General features: G+C 69.0%; 15 protein-coding genes. 4 read left to right on the top strand and 11 right to left on the bottom strand.

Features of this window, described 5'->3' with window-relative positions:
- Positions 1 to 60: 60 nt before the first annotated feature.
- Positions 61 to 468, bottom strand: coding sequence for a DUF2946 family protein (locus OZ671_RS05230; RefSeq protein WP_268859747.1), 408 nt, complete (start codon positions 466 to 468; stop codon positions 61 to 63).
- A gap of 129 nt (positions 469 to 597) precedes the next feature.
- Here OZ671_RS05230 and OZ671_RS05225 point away from each other — a divergent pair, with 129 nt between their 5' ends.
- Positions 598 to 1008 (top strand): winged helix-turn-helix domain-containing protein, encoded by a 411-nt coding sequence (locus tag OZ671_RS05225; protein ID WP_268859746.1) that lies wholly within the window; start codon positions 598 to 600, stop codon positions 1006 to 1008.
- Here the strand turns inward: OZ671_RS05225 and OZ671_RS05220 are convergent, their stop codons facing one another.
- The 3 genes from OZ671_RS05220 to modA all read right to left on the bottom strand — a co-directional run bounded on the left by OZ671_RS05220 (position 1009) and on the right by modA (position 3981).
- Positions 1009 to 1896, bottom strand: coding sequence for a hypothetical protein (locus tag OZ671_RS05220; protein WP_268859745.1), 888 nt, complete (start codon positions 1894 to 1896; stop codon positions 1009 to 1011).
- Between the two features lie 138 nt (positions 1897 to 2034).
- Positions 2035 to 3150, bottom strand: coding sequence for a molybdenum ABC transporter ATP-binding protein (modC, locus tag OZ671_RS05215; protein WP_268859744.1), 1116 nt, complete (start codon positions 3148 to 3150; stop codon positions 2035 to 2037).
- A 42-nt stretch (positions 3151 to 3192) separates the two neighbouring features.
- Positions 3193 to 3981, bottom strand: a complete 789-nt coding sequence (modA, locus tag OZ671_RS05210; RefSeq protein WP_268859743.1) for a molybdate ABC transporter substrate-binding protein — start codon at positions 3979 to 3981, stop codon at positions 3193 to 3195.
- Positions 3982 to 4252: 271 nt separating this feature from the next.
- Here modA and OZ671_RS05205 point away from each other — a divergent pair, with 271 nt between their 5' ends.
- The gene (locus OZ671_RS05205; RefSeq protein WP_268859742.1) at positions 4253 to 5086 is read left to right on the top strand and encodes an AraC family transcriptional regulator; all 834 of its coding nucleotides are present in this window, start codon (positions 4253 to 4255) and stop codon (positions 5084 to 5086) included.
- A 26-nt stretch (positions 5087 to 5112) separates the two neighbouring features.
- Here the strand turns inward: OZ671_RS05205 and OZ671_RS05200 are convergent, their stop codons facing one another.
- Positions 5113 to 5517 carry a response regulator gene (locus OZ671_RS05200; RefSeq protein ID WP_268859741.1) on the bottom strand — a complete coding sequence of 135 codons (405 nt, stop codon included), beginning with the start codon at positions 5515 to 5517 and terminating at the stop codon, positions 5113 to 5115.
- Between the two features lie 36 nt (positions 5518 to 5553).
- Positions 5554 to 7728, bottom strand: a complete 2175-nt coding sequence (locus OZ671_RS05195; protein ID WP_268859740.1) for a sensor histidine kinase — start codon at positions 7726 to 7728, stop codon at positions 5554 to 5556.
- 216 nt (positions 7729 to 7944) lie between these two features.
- Here OZ671_RS05195 and OZ671_RS05190 point away from each other — a divergent pair, with 216 nt between their 5' ends.
- Positions 7945 to 8385 carry a response regulator gene (locus OZ671_RS05190; RefSeq protein ID WP_103167740.1) on the top strand — a complete coding sequence of 147 codons (441 nt, stop codon included), beginning with the start codon at positions 7945 to 7947 and terminating at the stop codon, positions 8383 to 8385.
- A gap of 99 nt (positions 8386 to 8484) precedes the next feature.
- On the opposite strand, the gene OZ671_RS05185 is transcribed toward OZ671_RS05190, so the two are convergent.
- The 4 genes from OZ671_RS05185 to OZ671_RS05170 form a co-directional block, all read right to left on the bottom strand.
- On the bottom strand, positions 8485 to 9723 hold the full coding sequence (locus tag OZ671_RS05185) for an aminotransferase class I/II-fold pyridoxal phosphate-dependent enzyme (protein ID WP_268859739.1): 1239 nt from the start codon (positions 9721 to 9723) through the stop codon (positions 8485 to 8487).
- A gap of 117 nt (positions 9724 to 9840) precedes the next feature.
- Positions 9841 to 10659, bottom strand: coding sequence for an SDR family oxidoreductase (locus tag OZ671_RS05180; protein ID WP_268859738.1), 819 nt, complete (start codon positions 10657 to 10659; stop codon positions 9841 to 9843).
- 89 nt (positions 10660 to 10748) lie between these two features.
- The gene (locus OZ671_RS05175; RefSeq protein WP_103167742.1) at positions 10749 to 11192 is read right to left on the bottom strand and encodes a cupin domain-containing protein; all 444 of its coding nucleotides are present in this window, start codon (positions 11190 to 11192) and stop codon (positions 10749 to 10751) included.
- A 64-nt stretch (positions 11193 to 11256) separates the two neighbouring features.
- On the bottom strand, positions 11257 to 11910 hold the full coding sequence (locus tag OZ671_RS05170) for a helix-turn-helix domain-containing protein (RefSeq protein ID WP_268859737.1): 654 nt from the start codon (positions 11908 to 11910) through the stop codon (positions 11257 to 11259).
- A gap of 185 nt (positions 11911 to 12095) precedes the next feature.
- Between OZ671_RS05170 and OZ671_RS05165 the strand changes: the two genes are divergently transcribed.
- Positions 12096 to 13028 carry an amidohydrolase family protein gene (locus OZ671_RS05165; protein ID WP_328286341.1) on the top strand — a complete coding sequence of 311 codons (933 nt, stop codon included), beginning with the start codon at positions 12096 to 12098 and terminating at the stop codon, positions 13026 to 13028.
- Positions 13029 to 13032: 4 nt separating this feature from the next.
- Here OZ671_RS05165 and OZ671_RS05160 read toward each other — a convergent pair whose 3' ends face one another.
- A complete protein-coding gene (locus tag OZ671_RS05160; protein ID WP_268859736.1) occupies positions 13033 to 14628 on the bottom strand; it encodes an ABC transporter substrate-binding protein in 1596 nt (531 codons plus the stop codon).
- Positions 14629 to 14637: the final 9 nt, after the last annotated feature.

Here is a 14637-nt window from a genome sequence, read left to right as displayed (position 1 = left end):
CGTCGGGATGATCACGAAACGCCCACGCGGACGAGCCGGCAGGCGCGACGAAGGCAGTGATCAGACGGCGACAGGCGGAGCGCGCGGCGGGCGTGTGCCGTCCCAGCCGATGAAGGCATAGGCGGGCAGGACCGGCGCATAAAAGACCACGGGCGCGCGCGGCGCCACGGGCTCGGCGACATCGGAGGCGATGACGTCGGCAAGCGCGACCGTCGCCGGCATGGCGACGCCGCAGAGCGCGCAGTGCTGGTGCAGATGGAGCGTCTTGGCGCCATCGGGATCGCCACCCGGCGCAATCGTCAGGCCATCGAGGCTGCAGATGATGACGGGGCCGGCCTGTGCCGCATCCAGCGCGGAGGCGCTGCGGTTGATGGCACCGATGAGGCCGGTCGCGGCGACGACATAGGCCAGCAGCGCAACGACGAGGCTGCGCCAGGTCCGACAGCGATCGCCCCGAAAGATGGCCATGAAGCGAGGACTAACGCCGCTCCGCGCGCGAAGTCAATCGCACATGTGGGCCTGCCGGGTCGATCTGGGCCGGCGCAATGTCGCAGTTGTGCTATCCTGGCCGCGAAGTCGCCGCGAGAAAGGCCAGCCATGCGCGCGAAAGAGGGAATGGTCGTGCCGATCAAGCCGAAACCAGATGCCAGGGCATCGGGTCTCGCCCGGCTGTCGCCGCGCCTGCGCATCGTCTTCGGCAACGCCGCCCGCCTCGGCCCCGGCAAGATCGACCTGCTGGAAGCGATCGGCCGCACCGGCTCGATTTCGGCGGCGGGCCGCGAGCTCGGCATGTCCTATCGGCGCGCCTGGGTGCTGGTCGACGCCGTCAACAAGATGTTCACCCGGCCTCTGGTGACCGCGACCACCGGCGGCGTGCAGGGCGGCGGCGCCCAGCTCACCGACTTCGGCCGGGGCGTGGTCGCCGCCTACCGGCGCGTCGAGGCCCGCACCCTCGATGCGATCCGCGAGGAACTGGCGCCGTTCGGCGCCGACATTGCTGGGGAGTGATCAGGCGAGAATGTTCAGTGCCGGGACCGGCGCCACCGGGCCGGCCGAGCCGCCGGCCTGGAGCGCGATCGCCATCTGGCCCATCGTATCGCCGAGCCGATCGATCTGCGCGACCATGGCTCTGGCCGTCGCTTCCGCCTCGCGGGCATCGCCGTCGGCGGGCTTGCGTGCCTTGAGCCTGCGCGCAGCCTCTTCGATCAGCCGCTTCACCTCGTCGGCGGCCTGCCTGAACGTATCGAGCGCCTTCCGGTCGGCCTCGTTCGCCGCCGCCTTGGCGTCGCGCTTCGCGACGGCGTCCTGATAGGCCCGTGCGGCCTCTTCGCGTGCCGAGGGCTTGCCGGCTTCGGTCCTGCCGGCCGCATCCGGCGCGCCCGCCGGCGGTCCTGCCGTAGAGGGAGCAGCTTCCGTCCCGCCGTGCTCGGCGCCGACTTCACCGGCCTTGTCGACCGGCGGTGCGGCCGTATCGGCCGTGCCCTGCCCGGCAGCGGCGCCGGTGTCCGGCGCTCCGGAGGCGAGACTGCCGGATCCCGCGGCCGCGCCATATTCCCGTGCCGCCTCGCGGATGTCCTGGGCGATCTGCTTGGCTTGACGCGCCGTCGTCTTCGGGTCGCCGCTGAGCATGCGGAGCATCTGCAGCTTCTTGCGCGCCAACTCCAGTTTCTGCAGAGCCGCGGCCTTGCGCTGCTCGGTAGCGGCGGAGCGGACCTCGTCGAGCCGGGCGAGAACCGTGCGCGAGGCCTTCTGCGCTTCGCTCGTCGCCTTCGACAGGACCGTCTCGCCGGCCTTGCCGTCGCGCTCGCCGGACACGAGCAGCAGGAGCTGCGACGGGCGGCCTGCCGTCCCCTGCGCCGCGGCGCCCTGGCCGGAGGAAAGGGTGTTGATCCGCATTGCGCGCTCCATGCAGCCGGCCTGCCGCGGCGCGATTCCGCGCGGGCCTCGCCACCATCAAGGGTTGCATCGATAAACGAACCGTTAACCACGTCCGGCACCGGCGAGAGGCCGTCATGCACCGCAACGGCCGCGGCGTCAGCCGGCCGAGCCGCCGGCGGCCTTGAGGCCGGGCAGGCTGCGCTCGTCGATACCGACGGCCTTGACCAGCGCGGTGACGTCGTCGCCGACGTCGAGACCGAGATCCTCCATGGCGAGCCGGGTCGCGAAGGCGACGAGCCGTTCGCCGCCGGTCAGGGCGATGGTGGCCAGGGCGAAAGGGCCGTCGTCGACATCGATCGCGACGATGCGCCCGGCCAGCATGGTGCGCACGCTCATCTGGCCGGGCCGGCCGACGGCGAGCGTCACATTGGTCGCCCTGACGGCGACGCGGACCGGCGAGGCGGCCGGATCGATCAGCCCCGGCACGGTGATCTCGCCGGCGGGATGGCCGAGCACGGTCACGCCGAAATCGCTGATCTGGCGGATCACCGTGCCTGTGACGAAGGACACCGCGTCGAAGCGGGCGGTGGCCTCGGCGAGCGATGCCGGCGCCAGCACGGCGGCAGGCGGCCCGTCCGCGGCGACCCGCCCGCGGTCCAGCTTCACCACCTTGGCAGCCAGGCGAGCCACTTCCTCCACCGCGTGGCTGACATAGACGATGGGCATGGCGAACTCGTCGCGCAGCCGCTCGATGAAGGGCAGGATCTCGAGCTTGCGGGCGGAATCGAGCGCGGCCAGTGGCTCGTCCATCAGCAGCAGCCGGGGCGAGGTCAGCAGGGCACGGCCGATCGCGACCCGCTGGCGCTCGCCGCCCGAGAGCGTGCCCGGCCTGCGGTCGAGCAGATGGCCGATGCCGAGCACTTCGACGACCGGATCGAGAGCGATCCGGCGTGCCGCCCTGGGTGTGAACCAGCGGCCATAGGTCAGGTTGGAGCGCACCGAAAGATGCGGAAAGAGCAGCGCGTCCTGGAACACCAGGCCGATGCGGCGCGCATGGGGTGGCACGAAGATGCCCTCCGCCGTGTCGACCAGGACATGGCCGTCGACGGCGATGCGCCCCGATGTTGGCCGTTCCAGCCCGGCAATCAGGCGGATCGCCGTTGACTTGCCCGAACCCGACGGGCCGAACAGCGCGGTCACCCCGCCGTCGGCCTGGAAAGCCGCGGCGAAGTGGAAATCGGTCCGGTCGAGCCGGCAATCGAAAGCGATCATGCGCTGCTCCGCGCCCGATGGCCGCGCTTCAGGACCCAAGCCTCATCTGGCGACCATCGAGAAACCCTCTGCCTCGAAGATCCTGACTGCGGCGGGCGAGCGCAAGTAGGCGAGGAAGGCCGCCGCATCGGGATGGGTCGAGCCGGCCGTCAGCGCGAAGGGATAGAGCACCGGCGGATGGCTGTCGGCCGGGAAGGTGTCGACCACCTTCACGCGCGGCTCGGTCTTGGCATCCGTCGCATAGACGATGCCGTAGCGGGCCTCGCCGCGCGCCACCAGGGCCAGCGCGGCGCGCACATTGTCGGCGCCGGCGATGCGCGGCCGCACCTGGTCCCAGACGCCGAGATGGGTCAGCGCCGCCTGGGCATAGCGTCCGACCGGCACGGCGCGCGGATCACCCGTGGCAAGCCGGGACTCGCCGATCGCCTCGGCCAGCGCGAAGCCCGGCACGATCCTGAGGCTGGTCGCAAGCTCGGTCGGCGCGATCAGAACCAGGCGGTTGGCGAGCAGCGTTTCGCGAGTCGCCGGGCGGATCAGGTTGCGTTCGGCCACCCAGTTCATCCATTCGAGATCGGCGGAGGCGAACATGTCGGCGGGCGCGCCCTGCTCCATCTGCCGGGCCAGTGCCGAGGAGGCGGCATAAGAAAAGGCGACCCGCTTGCCGGTCTCCTTCTGCCACTCGGCCGCGATCGCGTTTAGCGCCGTCTGCAGGCTGGCCGCGGCAAAAACGAGGACCGGCCGGCCCTCCTGGGCGGCCGCGGGCCGGATGGCCGCGAAGGCGAGAACCGCGGCAAGGCCGAGCACGGCGCGGCGGACGAAGAGGCGGGACATGAAGGGCTCCATCGATGATGCGCTATAGCTAGCGGAATATAGCGCGGGGGTCGAGCCGGCATCGACCAGGCCCGGGATCACCTGGCATGCAATGGTGCCGACCACGCCCAGCGCCTTGGTCCGGGCGGCCGGATCAATCCTGCACGGCGGGACGGGCTTGCTTTGGCATGGTCCAGGCGGCAGCCTCCGATCGATATCAGTGCAAGAACGATCAAACGGTCCCCTGCCCGGCCCGCTACATCAGCCGCCATGCCTCAATGCGAGACCGACCATGACCCCTGTCGAGAAAGCCCTCTGGTTCATCGAAGGTCATTTCGCCGACAGCATCGAGCTCGACGACATCGCGGCGGCCGGCGGGGTCTCGCGCTTCTACCTGACCCGGGCCTTCGTCGCCGCCACCGGCCAGTCGGCCGTGCGCTACCTGCGTGGCCGGCGCCTCAGCGAGGCCGCCCGGGCGCTGGCTGCGGGCGCGCCCGACATTCTCGCCGTCGCGCTCGATGCCGGCTACGGCTCGCATGAAGCCTTCACGCGCGCCTTTCGCGATCTTTTCGGCACGACGCCGGAACAGGTACGCGCCCAGGGCCATCTCGACAACGTCACGCTGGTGGAGCCGATCATCATGAACCAGACCCTCCTGCCGCATCTCGAAGAGCCTCGTCTCGTCGACGGGCCGCCGATGGTGATCGTCGGGCTCGACATGCGCTACAGCTGCGAGAGCAGCAAGGCCGTGCCCAGCCAGTGGCAGCGTTTCGCGCCGCATATTGGCAACATTGCCGGCCAGCGCGACGCCGTCGCCTACGGCGTGTGCCACGACGCCGATGACGACGGCAATTTCAACTATCTCACCGGCGTCGAGGTCGACGATGCCGCGCGGGTGCCGAGCGATCTTGCAAAGGTCCAGCTCAAGCCTCAGCGCTACGCCGTCTTCGCTCATCGCGAGCACGTCTCGACCATCCGCCGCACAGTGCACACGATCTGGAGCCGATGGCTGCCGCAATCCGGGCACGAGGTCGCCGATGCGCCGAATTTCGAGCGCTACGGCCCCGAATTCGATGCGCGCACCGGCCTCGGCGGCCTCGAGATCTGGCTTCCGCTGAAGACCTGACGCCGACCCATCGCGACGCCGCCGACCTATAGCCGGGCGGTCTCGAACCAGAAGCGCGTGATGTTTTCGGCCAGTACGCGATAGCCCTCGGACGAGCGCGGCTTGACCACATAGGCATTGGCATTGTCGCGGTAGCAGGCGTCGATGTCGGCCCGCTGCTCGGAGGACGAGAAGATGACCGTGGCATAGCCGCAGGTCTCGTCATTGCTCTTGATGGCCCTCAGCACGTCGCGGCCGTCCATGCCGGGCATGTTGAGATCGAGCAGGATCAAGCCGGGATTGAACGACCTGATGGCGGCGAGCGCTGCCTCGCCGCTGTCGGCATGGCGGATTTCGATGGGAGTGGATGCTCCCTTGAACGCGTTCTCGACGAACAGCACTTCGTCGGCATCGTCATCCACGACGAGCAGACGCCTCGGGGAAGAATTCATCACTGCTCCCAGCCGCCGGACCGGCGGCCTTCGATGTCATCGGCGCGGCAATGTAAGCGTGAATCGGGCGCCGTGAGAATAGCCGGTATCGAGCCCGATCTCGCCATCGTGGCTTTCGACAATGCGCCGGCAAAGGGCCAGGCCAAGCCCCATGCCGGCATAGCGGCTTTCATCGCGGTGCAGCCGACGGAAAATCTCGAAGATCCGCTCGGCATATTGCGGGTCGATGCCGATTCCGTTGTCGGCAATCTGGATCCGCCAGAAGGCTCCCGCGCGCTCGGCGCTGACCTCGACGACCGGTGGATCGCCGCTGCGATATTTCAGCGCATTGGCGAGAAGGTTCTGGAACAGGGTGACCAGCAGTTCCGGATCGCCGGCAATGACCGGCGGATCCTCCGCATCGATCCCGCTGAGCGTGATGCGTGCGCCAGTGTCCTGAACCTCGGCATCGATCAGCGTCATCGCTTCGGCAATGACCCGCGCGAGCGGCACGGGCTCGGCGCGCACCTTCGCATAGGCGACCTGGCTGTAGACCAGCAACGCCCGGATCTGGCGCTGCATGCGCTCGGCGCTCGCCATGATGCGCCGGGCATAGCTGGCCGCCTCCCCGTCGCCTGCCCCGATCCGTGCCTGCAGCATGTCGGCGAACATGTTGACGTGGCGCAGCGGCGCCTGCAGGTCGTGGGACACGATGGCCGAGAACTGCTGCAGCGCCTCGTTGGAATGGCGCAGCTTCAGCTCGTGCGACTGCCGCTCGGTATCGTCGCGCACCATGGCCATGACGTTGGGGCGGTCCGGCCCGACCTTCGCCATGAAGCTGTAGGTGACCTGCACCCAGATCCAGTGGCCATCCTTGTGACGCTGGCGCAGGATGCGCGAGGCGGACGGACGATCCGGCCCGAGCGCTCGGCTGACCGCCTCGACCGCGCCCCGGTCCTCCGGATGGACCGTCTGCGCCGGCGTCATGGTCTGAAGCTCTTGCGCCGTGAACCCGGTCAGCCTGAAGCAGGAGGGCGACGCGAAGGCGATAGGCTCGGACCAGCGGTAGAGCAGGATGACGTCGGTCGAGTTCTCGGCGAGCAGGCGATAGCGCTCCTCGCTGGCCGCCAGCTCCGCGGTGCGCTCCACGACGCGCAGCTCCAGGTCCTGATTGGCCCGCTCCAGCGCTCCGGCCTGCTCGTGGAGCTGGACAGAAGCCCTGGCGAACGCCTCGCCGATCCGGTTGATCTCGGTGATCGGCGTGCGCGGCGCGGCGACCAGCCGGCCGGCGCCGACCGCCGCCGCCGTGTCGGCGAGCGCCGCGCCGGCCAGCGAGACGCGATGGGCCAGCAGCGCCGCCGTTCCGACCGACAGGGTGAGAAGACCGGCGGCGATCAGGAACAGCCGCCAGAGCAGCGCGCCCATCGGCGCCTCCAGCTCGCGCCGGTCGAGGCCGGTCGTGACCATCCAGCCGGCCAGTTCCGAGCGGGAATAATAGGCCAACACCGCAATGCCATCGGGATTGATGCCGCTCCAGGTCCCCTTGCTCTCCGTGGCGCTGGCATAGCCCGGCAGCAGCCGGCCGACCCACTCCGCATGGCCGCGCGACCGGCTGATGATCCGGCCCGTCCGGTCGACGATGGACACCGCATAGGGCGGAGCGACGCCGCGCTCGACCAGGAACTGCGCCAGCGCACCGGGCGTGAAGGTCGAGGACAGGACATAGGCCACCTCGCCATCGCGCAGGGCGGGCACGCTGACGCTCACCACGCTGCGGCCATCGGAAGCGCGCGTGAAGAGATCGGAGACATAGGGCCGCCGGGTGTCGAGCACGCGCTGGTGCCAGAGCGTCGGCAGGTCCTGCGGCAAGGGCGTGCCCAAGGCGAGGCCGGTATCGATGACCACGCGCCCGGAGCGGTCGCGCAGGCGCATCGTCAGGTCCTGTTCGACGAATCGGCGGGCCTGCTGGTCGAAGCGCAGGAAGTCGCCGCCGTCGATCGCCGGCGACGTCGCCAGCGCCTGCAGCACCGCGATGCGCGCGGTCAGCAGGCGGTCGAGATCGCCGATCAGGTCGTCGTTGCGTTCGTTGGCCGCGGCCTCCAGCCGCCGCCATTCGGCGCCGGCATAGCGATAGGTGAGATAGGCGGCGAGGATCAGCGGTGGCAGAGCCAGCGCCGCCGCGAAGGCCGCCAGATAACGTGTTAAGGATCTTGCCCCGACCGCCCCCTGCATGCGCTCCCCCAACGCCCGCCGCTTCCCCGGCATGGCCGCTTGACACGCAGGGTCAAGCATCCTCCTCTATCGTCGCGCGAGTCGGATTCGGCAACCTGCACGTTTGAAGTGTGACAGGATCGTCCCCTGCGGACCGGACCCAGCCGATCAGCGGAGAATGAACGGCGGCATCGTGATGCCGCACCGGGATCACGCATAGCCTTGCCGGAGACGGACATGCGGCAGCTCACCCGCCTGATGATCATCGATGACGAGGTCGACGATGTCGATTTCATGATCCGGTTCTTCGAGGAAGCGCTTGACGGCTGCAGTTTCGAAACCTTCGCCTCGGCCGAGCAGGCGCTGGCGAGGCTTCGTTTCGACGACGCGCGCGGCGACAATCCACCCCTTTCCGACGATCCGGACATCATCATCCTGGACCTCGAGCTCGGCGCCATGAACGGCTTCGATTTCCTCAAGGTCCTGCGCCGCGACGAGACGCTGCGGCAGATCCCGGTCGTGGTGATTTCCGGCAGCGACAGCCGCCAGGCCGTCGACAAGGCCTATGAGGCCGGCGCCAATGCCATGTTCCGCAAGCCCGGCTCGCTCGACGACTATCGCGCCATGATCAGCTCGATCGTCGACTATTGGTCGAAAACGGCCCGCCACGCCGCCTGAGCCGGGCTCAGGCGCCGATGATGGCAGGCTGCGCGTCGTGACGCCCGCGCGGCGCTCGGGCGCCCGTTGTGGCGTGGGGCGGCGCGCTGCCTTCAGGGTTCAGGCCGAGATCGCCCGGGGCGCCATGTCGCGCAGCACGTCCAGGAACCGGTCGATATCGGCGTCGTCGTGCGCGGCCGACACCGAGAAGCGCAGCAGCACCTCGCCGCCCGGCGTCGCCGGCGGGATCAGCAGATTGACATAGATGCCGCGCGCCAGGAGGTCGCGCCAGAAATCGAGGCCCTGGACGAGGCCGCGCATGCGGATCGAGCCGACGGGTCCCGGCGCGGCGCTGAGGCTGTAGCCGAGCGCCTCGACCCCCTCGCAGAAGCGCCTGGCCTTGCGCCACATCGAGGCGCGCAGATCCGGCTCGCTGCCGATGATGCCGATGGCCGTGCTCGCCGAGGCGACGACGGCCGGCGGCAGCGAGGCAGTATAGAGATAGGCGCGCGCCAGGAAGCGCAGTGCCTTCAGCGCCGGATGGTTGGTGACGCAATAGCCGCCGATGACGCCCACGCTCTTGGAGAAGGTGCCGACAATGGCATCGACGAGATGTTCGGCATCCTGCGCCTCGGTGACGCCGCGGCCGTTCTCGCCGTAGATGCCGAGGCCATGCGCCTCGTCGACGAAGACGAGGGCGCCATGCTCCTTGGCGACGGTGCCGAGCTTGCGGACTTCGCCGACATCGCCCCAGACCGAATAGAGGCCTTCCAGCACCACCAGGATGCGCGAAGCCGGCACTGTCGCTTCCTTGAGCAGCCGATCGAGATCGGCCGGATCATTGTGCTTGAACGGCTTGAAGGTGGCGCCGCTCGCCCGGCAGGCATCGATGATGCTGGCATGGCAGTGGCTGTCGTAGAGGATGAGGTCGCCATCGCTCGCCAGGCCGCAGATCGTGCCCATATTGGCCATGAAGCCGGTCGAGAAGACGATCGCGTCCGGCCGGTCGTAGAAGCGGGCGATGACCCGCTCCAATTGGACGTGGCCATCCTGGTTGCCGGAGGCGACCCGCGAGGCGGTGGAGCCGGTGCCCCATTGGCGCAGCGCCTGTTCGGCGGCGGCAATGCAGCGCGGATCGAAATTGAGCCCGAGATAGCTGTTCGTGCCGAACAGTGTCGTGTGCCGGCCGTCGATGACGGCATGGACCGGCCCCTCGAACCGCTCGATCTGGACCCGCAGGGGATGGTCGGCATTGCCGACCGACCGATCGAGCATGTCGCCGATCATGCCGACCCGGCGCAGGATTCCCTGGAGTTGCTGGGTACCGGCCGCGTGTTCGGACCGCGAGGTGGGCTGCACTGGGCTATCCGACATGGGCGCTGAGGCTACCTTCAACCGGCTGGGTGACCGCTGACTTTATGTCACGACAGTGACGCTATAGTCACCCTGGCGGAAGCCGGCAAGCGCCGGCTCGGCTCAGCCGCCGAGCCGGTAGTAGCGGGCAAGCCCCCACTGGAACAGGCGCACGGGGATGAAGGCCCGCGCGGCGACCAGGATCCGCTGGGCGATCGGCCCGACGACATAACGCGGCCCGGTCGCCCGGCCCTCGACAATGGCGACGATGCGCCCGGCCACACCGTCGGCCGGCGCCCCCGCTCGCTCCTCGGCCTCGAATGTGGCAAGCGCCCGCCCGAACGGCCCGGCATAGGCCGAATCCGGGCTTTCGGCCGCCCGTGCCTTGCGCCGGTTGTCGACGACGCTGGTCGCGGTGTCGCCGGGCGCGACCAGCGTGACCTGGATGCCGAAGGACTTCAGCTCCAGCGCCAGGCTCTCGCTGAGGCCCTCGAGCGCATATTTGCTGGCGCTGTAGAGACCCTGGAACGGCAGGCCGACCCGCCCGGCCAGCGAGCCGACATTGACGATGACGCCGCTTTTCTCCGCGCGCATGGCCGGCAGCACCGCCTGCGTCAGGCGCAAGGCCCCGAAAAGATTGGTCTCGAGCACCGCCCTCGCTTCGTCCGGTGCGGTGTCCTCCACCGCGCCCGCCAGCACCAGGCCGGCATTGTTGACCAGCGCGTCGATGCGCCCCTGCTCGGCCAGCACGGTCGCGACCGCCGCGGCGCAGGAGGCCTCCCCGGTGACGTCGAGGCACAGCATGCGCCAGGGCGCCTGATGGCGCTCGGGATCGCGGCTGGTGCCATAGACGATATGGCCTTTGGCATGCAGCAGCGTGGCCGTCGCGCGGCCGATGCCGGAAGACGCCCCGCTGACCAGAACGACCTTGGCTCGCTTCATGCCGCCTCCCAATCCCCGGCCCCACCCCTCTTGTCGAGGGTTGCGGCCGATTGGGCAAGAGCATGGGCGATCCGCCGTTCGGCCGCGGCTCACATGTCCGTGCGCTCCTCGGCGACTTCGCGCCGCTCGGCCATGTTGAAGCGGCCGGCATAGATCGGCCGGCCGCCGGTCGTCGGTCCGGGATATTGGACGATCAGGATGTCGCCGCCGGTCGCCGTCTCGAACTTGCCTTCGAAATGCGGATCCGGATGGAAGATCATCGTTCCCGGCTTGCAGAGCGTGTCGTCGATGCGGAATTCGCCGCTGAGAATGTACCAGACCTGCGCGAAATCGTGGTTGTGCACCGGGTGATGCGCGCCGGGCTCCAGCCTGAGGATGCCGGCATTGGGCTCGGTCGGCCGCTCCGGCCGCGGATGGAACAGCATCTTGCCGGTCTCGCCCGGCCAGCGGATGGTCTCCCAGTCGATATCGTCGATATGTTTGATCTCGTAGGGCAGATGCTGGCCGGCGGGTGTCAGGGCAACCGTCTGCATGATGTTTCTCCCTCGCTCGTCTTCGTTACTCCCCGCGCATCGCGGGCGATGCGGTGGGTCGCGCCTAGCTCGTCCTGGTTCTGCCCGGCCGCATCGCGGGCGATGCGGTGGGCACTCTCCACCAGTCGAAATGTTCGGCCTTCAGCGGAGACTTCGCGACCACCATCAGGATGCGTGCATCCTCCTCGCCGACATTGTCGGCGCGGTGCGGCAGTTCGGAATTGAGGAAGATTCCCTCGCCCGGCCCGAGGTCGAAGCTTTCGGCGCCGACATGGAAACGGATGCGGCCGCCGATCACGTAACAGTATTCCTGGCCCGGATGGGACACCATCAGATCCATCCGGTTGCGGCGTGGAAAGATGAGGTGGAAGACTTCGAGATCGTCATGCGGCCGGCCGCCAGCGAAAAGCTGCCAGCGATAGCCGGTGCTCGCGACGGTCTCCGCCGCCGCGTCGTCGCCGGCGCGATGCACCGTCACATGACTGCGCGACTGGTCCGGCGCACTGTCGAACAGCTCGCCGACACCGACCTCCAACACCTCGGCGATCTGGATCAGATTGGCGACGGAGCTCGACACCTGGCCGCGTTCGAGACGCGACAGGAAAGCGTCCGACAGCCTCGTTCCGTCAGCGAGATCCTTCAGCCTCATGCCGCGCGCCTCGCGCAAGGCCCGGATGCGGGCGCCGAGACTGGTCAGGGCTTCATCGTGTGCGCTCATGAACGGAAGCGTCAGCCAGAATTACGCACAAGTCAATAAAAATTGCTTATCGAGCAAATTCAAACTGGCAATTCGGTTCATTTCTATGGCCGCAAGAGGCCCTCAAAGGCGCCTGCCTTGCTTGTCATGCAATTGACGGGATGCGGAAGTCCTGGAATCGACCTGGGGACGGCGCCGGCCCGGCCTTGATCGCGACAGCGCCGCCGCCGATCCTGCCGGGCCTGCCGCTTGCGGCCGGGCGAACCGTCTCGCAGACATCCGGCCGCGCCATGCTGATCGATGCTCACCACCATTTCTGGCAGATCGCCCGCGGCGACTACGGCTGGCTGACACCGGCTCTCGGTGCGATTCACCGCGATTTCGGGCCGGCGGATCTGCGCCCCCTCACCGCCCGCCACGGCATCGGCGCGACCATCCTGGTTCAGGCGGCTCCGACCGTCGCCGAAACCCGCTTTCTCCTGTCGATCGCCGCGGCGGAGCCGTCGGTGGCCGGCGTCGTCGGCTGGGCCGACTTCGACGCGCCCGACGCGCCGGCAGCGATCGCGGAGCTCGCCGGCAACCCGCTGCTCGTCGGCCTCAGGCCGATGGTCCAGGACATGGCCGACGACGACTGGCTCGCCCGGCCGGATCACGCCCCCGCCTTCGAAGCGCTGGAGCGGCACGGGCTCGTCTTCGACGCCCTGGTGCTGCCGCGCCACCTTCCCCGGCTTGCCGCGGTCGCCCGGCGCCACCCTGGGCTCAGCATCGTCATCGACCATCTGGCAAAGCCGCCGATCGCCGAAGGCCGGCTCGACCCGTGGCGCGCCGACATGGCGGCCCTAGCGGCGCTGCCCAATGTCGCCTGCAAGCTGTCGGGCATGGTCACGGAGGCGGCTGCCGGCTGGACGGTCGACCATCTCAGGCCCTATGCCGACCATGTCCTGGCGGCGTTCGGCCCGGGGCGCGTGCTGTGGGGCTCCGACTGGCCGGTGGCGACCCTCGCCGCAAGCTATGACGACTGGGTCGGCGCCACCGAGGCGCTGCTGGCGGCAATGCCGCCGGCAGAGCGCGCGGCCATACGCGGCGGCAATGCCGCACGCCTCTATCTCGGGCGCCGTGGCCGGCCGTTGCGGCCGTGACGCGTCAGGCCTTGCGCAGGTTCCAGAACACCGGCCCGCTTGCCTGCAGCACGTCGGTGACGACGTTGCGATAGAGCGTCGGCTGGCGGATCTGGCCGAGCGGCACATAGGGTGCCGTCTCGAAGGCCCGCTGCTCCATGGCGGCCGCGGCCTGTTTCTGCGCCGCTTCGCCCGTGGCGGCGAACCAGGCCGTCCGCAGTTCCTCCAGCCGCGCGTCGGTCGGCCAGCCGGACCAGCCGGCCCGGCCGGTGCCGCGCAACGCGACGTGGGAGGCCGGGCTCATGAACTCCGCCGCGGCGCCGGTCGTATGGAAGATGTTCCAGCCGCCCTCCTCGGCGGGCTTCTGCGAGGCGCGCCGCGCGAGCAGACTGCCCCAGTCCGTCGTCACGAGGTCGACCTGCATGCCGAGCCGCTTGAGGAGGTCGGCGGTCACCTCGCCGAGCGGGGAGAGCAGCGGCTGGTCGGCGGAGGCCAGGATCACCACCTTGCGGCCGTCATAGCTGCTCGCCTTGAGCATGGCGCGCGCCTCATCGAGGCGCCCATCCATGATCGACGAGCCGGTGCCGGTCGAGAACGGCGTGCCACAAGGGAAGAAGGCCTTGCATTCGCTGTAGAGCTTGGCGTCGCCCGCCATGGCCTGCAGGTAGTCGGCCTGATTGACCGCGCGCAGCACCGCCCGACGCACGGCGACGTCGTCGAAAGGCGGAACCAGGCTGTTGAAGCGCATCAGGCTGTAGATGCCGACGGGGTCGAGCGACGTGATGGTGTAGCCGCGCTGGCGCGCGACCAGCGGCAGCAGGTCGGGCGCCGGGATTTCCAGCCAGTCCATCTCGCCGGTGCGCATGGCCGACATGGCGGTGGAATTGTCGGCCATGGTGTGCCACTGCACGCGCTGGACATTGACCACCTTGCCGCCGGCCAGGCCATCGGGCTTCTCGTTGCGCGGAACATAGCCGTCGAAACGGGCATAGGCCGCACCCGCCCCCTGGCGCCATTCACCGGCGAGGAAGCGGAACGGGCCGGACCCCACCGCCTCCTTGATCTGCTGGTTCGGGTCGGTCAGAGCGAGCCGCTCCGGCATCATGAAGGGCACCGGCCCCGACATCTTGCCGAGCGCGTCCGGCAGCAGCGGGAACGGCGCCTTCAAGCGGAACCGCAGCGTGCGGTCGTCGACCACCGCAAGTTCGTCGGTCGCGGCCATCAGCGTCTGGCCGAAGCCGTCGCGCGCCGCCCAGCGGCGGATGCTGGCCACGCAATCGCGCGCCAGCACCGGCGCGCCGTCATGGAATTTCAGGCCCTCGCGCAGCCGGATCGTGCAGGTCTTGCCGTCATCGGTCACATCATGGCCTTCGGCCATTTGCGGCCGGACCTTGAAGCTCGAATCCAGCGAGAACAGCGTGTCGAAGACCATGTAGCCGTGGTTGCGCACGACGTAACCGGTGGTCCAGATCGGATCCAGCGCGGCAAGATCGGTCGAGGGAATGAACTTGAGCGTGCTGACCGGCTGCGCCACGGCAGGCCGGGCGAGCGCCGCCGCGGCGCCGGCAAGCGCGGCGAGCGCCGTGCGCCGTGACAGGGAGGAATGCGACGTCCTGGCCATGGTCGCCCC

Source organism: Phreatobacter sp. AB_2022a (genome assembly GCF_026847585.1).
GTDB lineage: Bacteria > Pseudomonadota > Alphaproteobacteria > Rhizobiales > Phreatobacteraceae > Phreatobacter.
The sequence above is the reverse complement of the archived record's forward strand: the minus strand, read 5'-3'. Positions and strand labels throughout refer to the sequence as shown.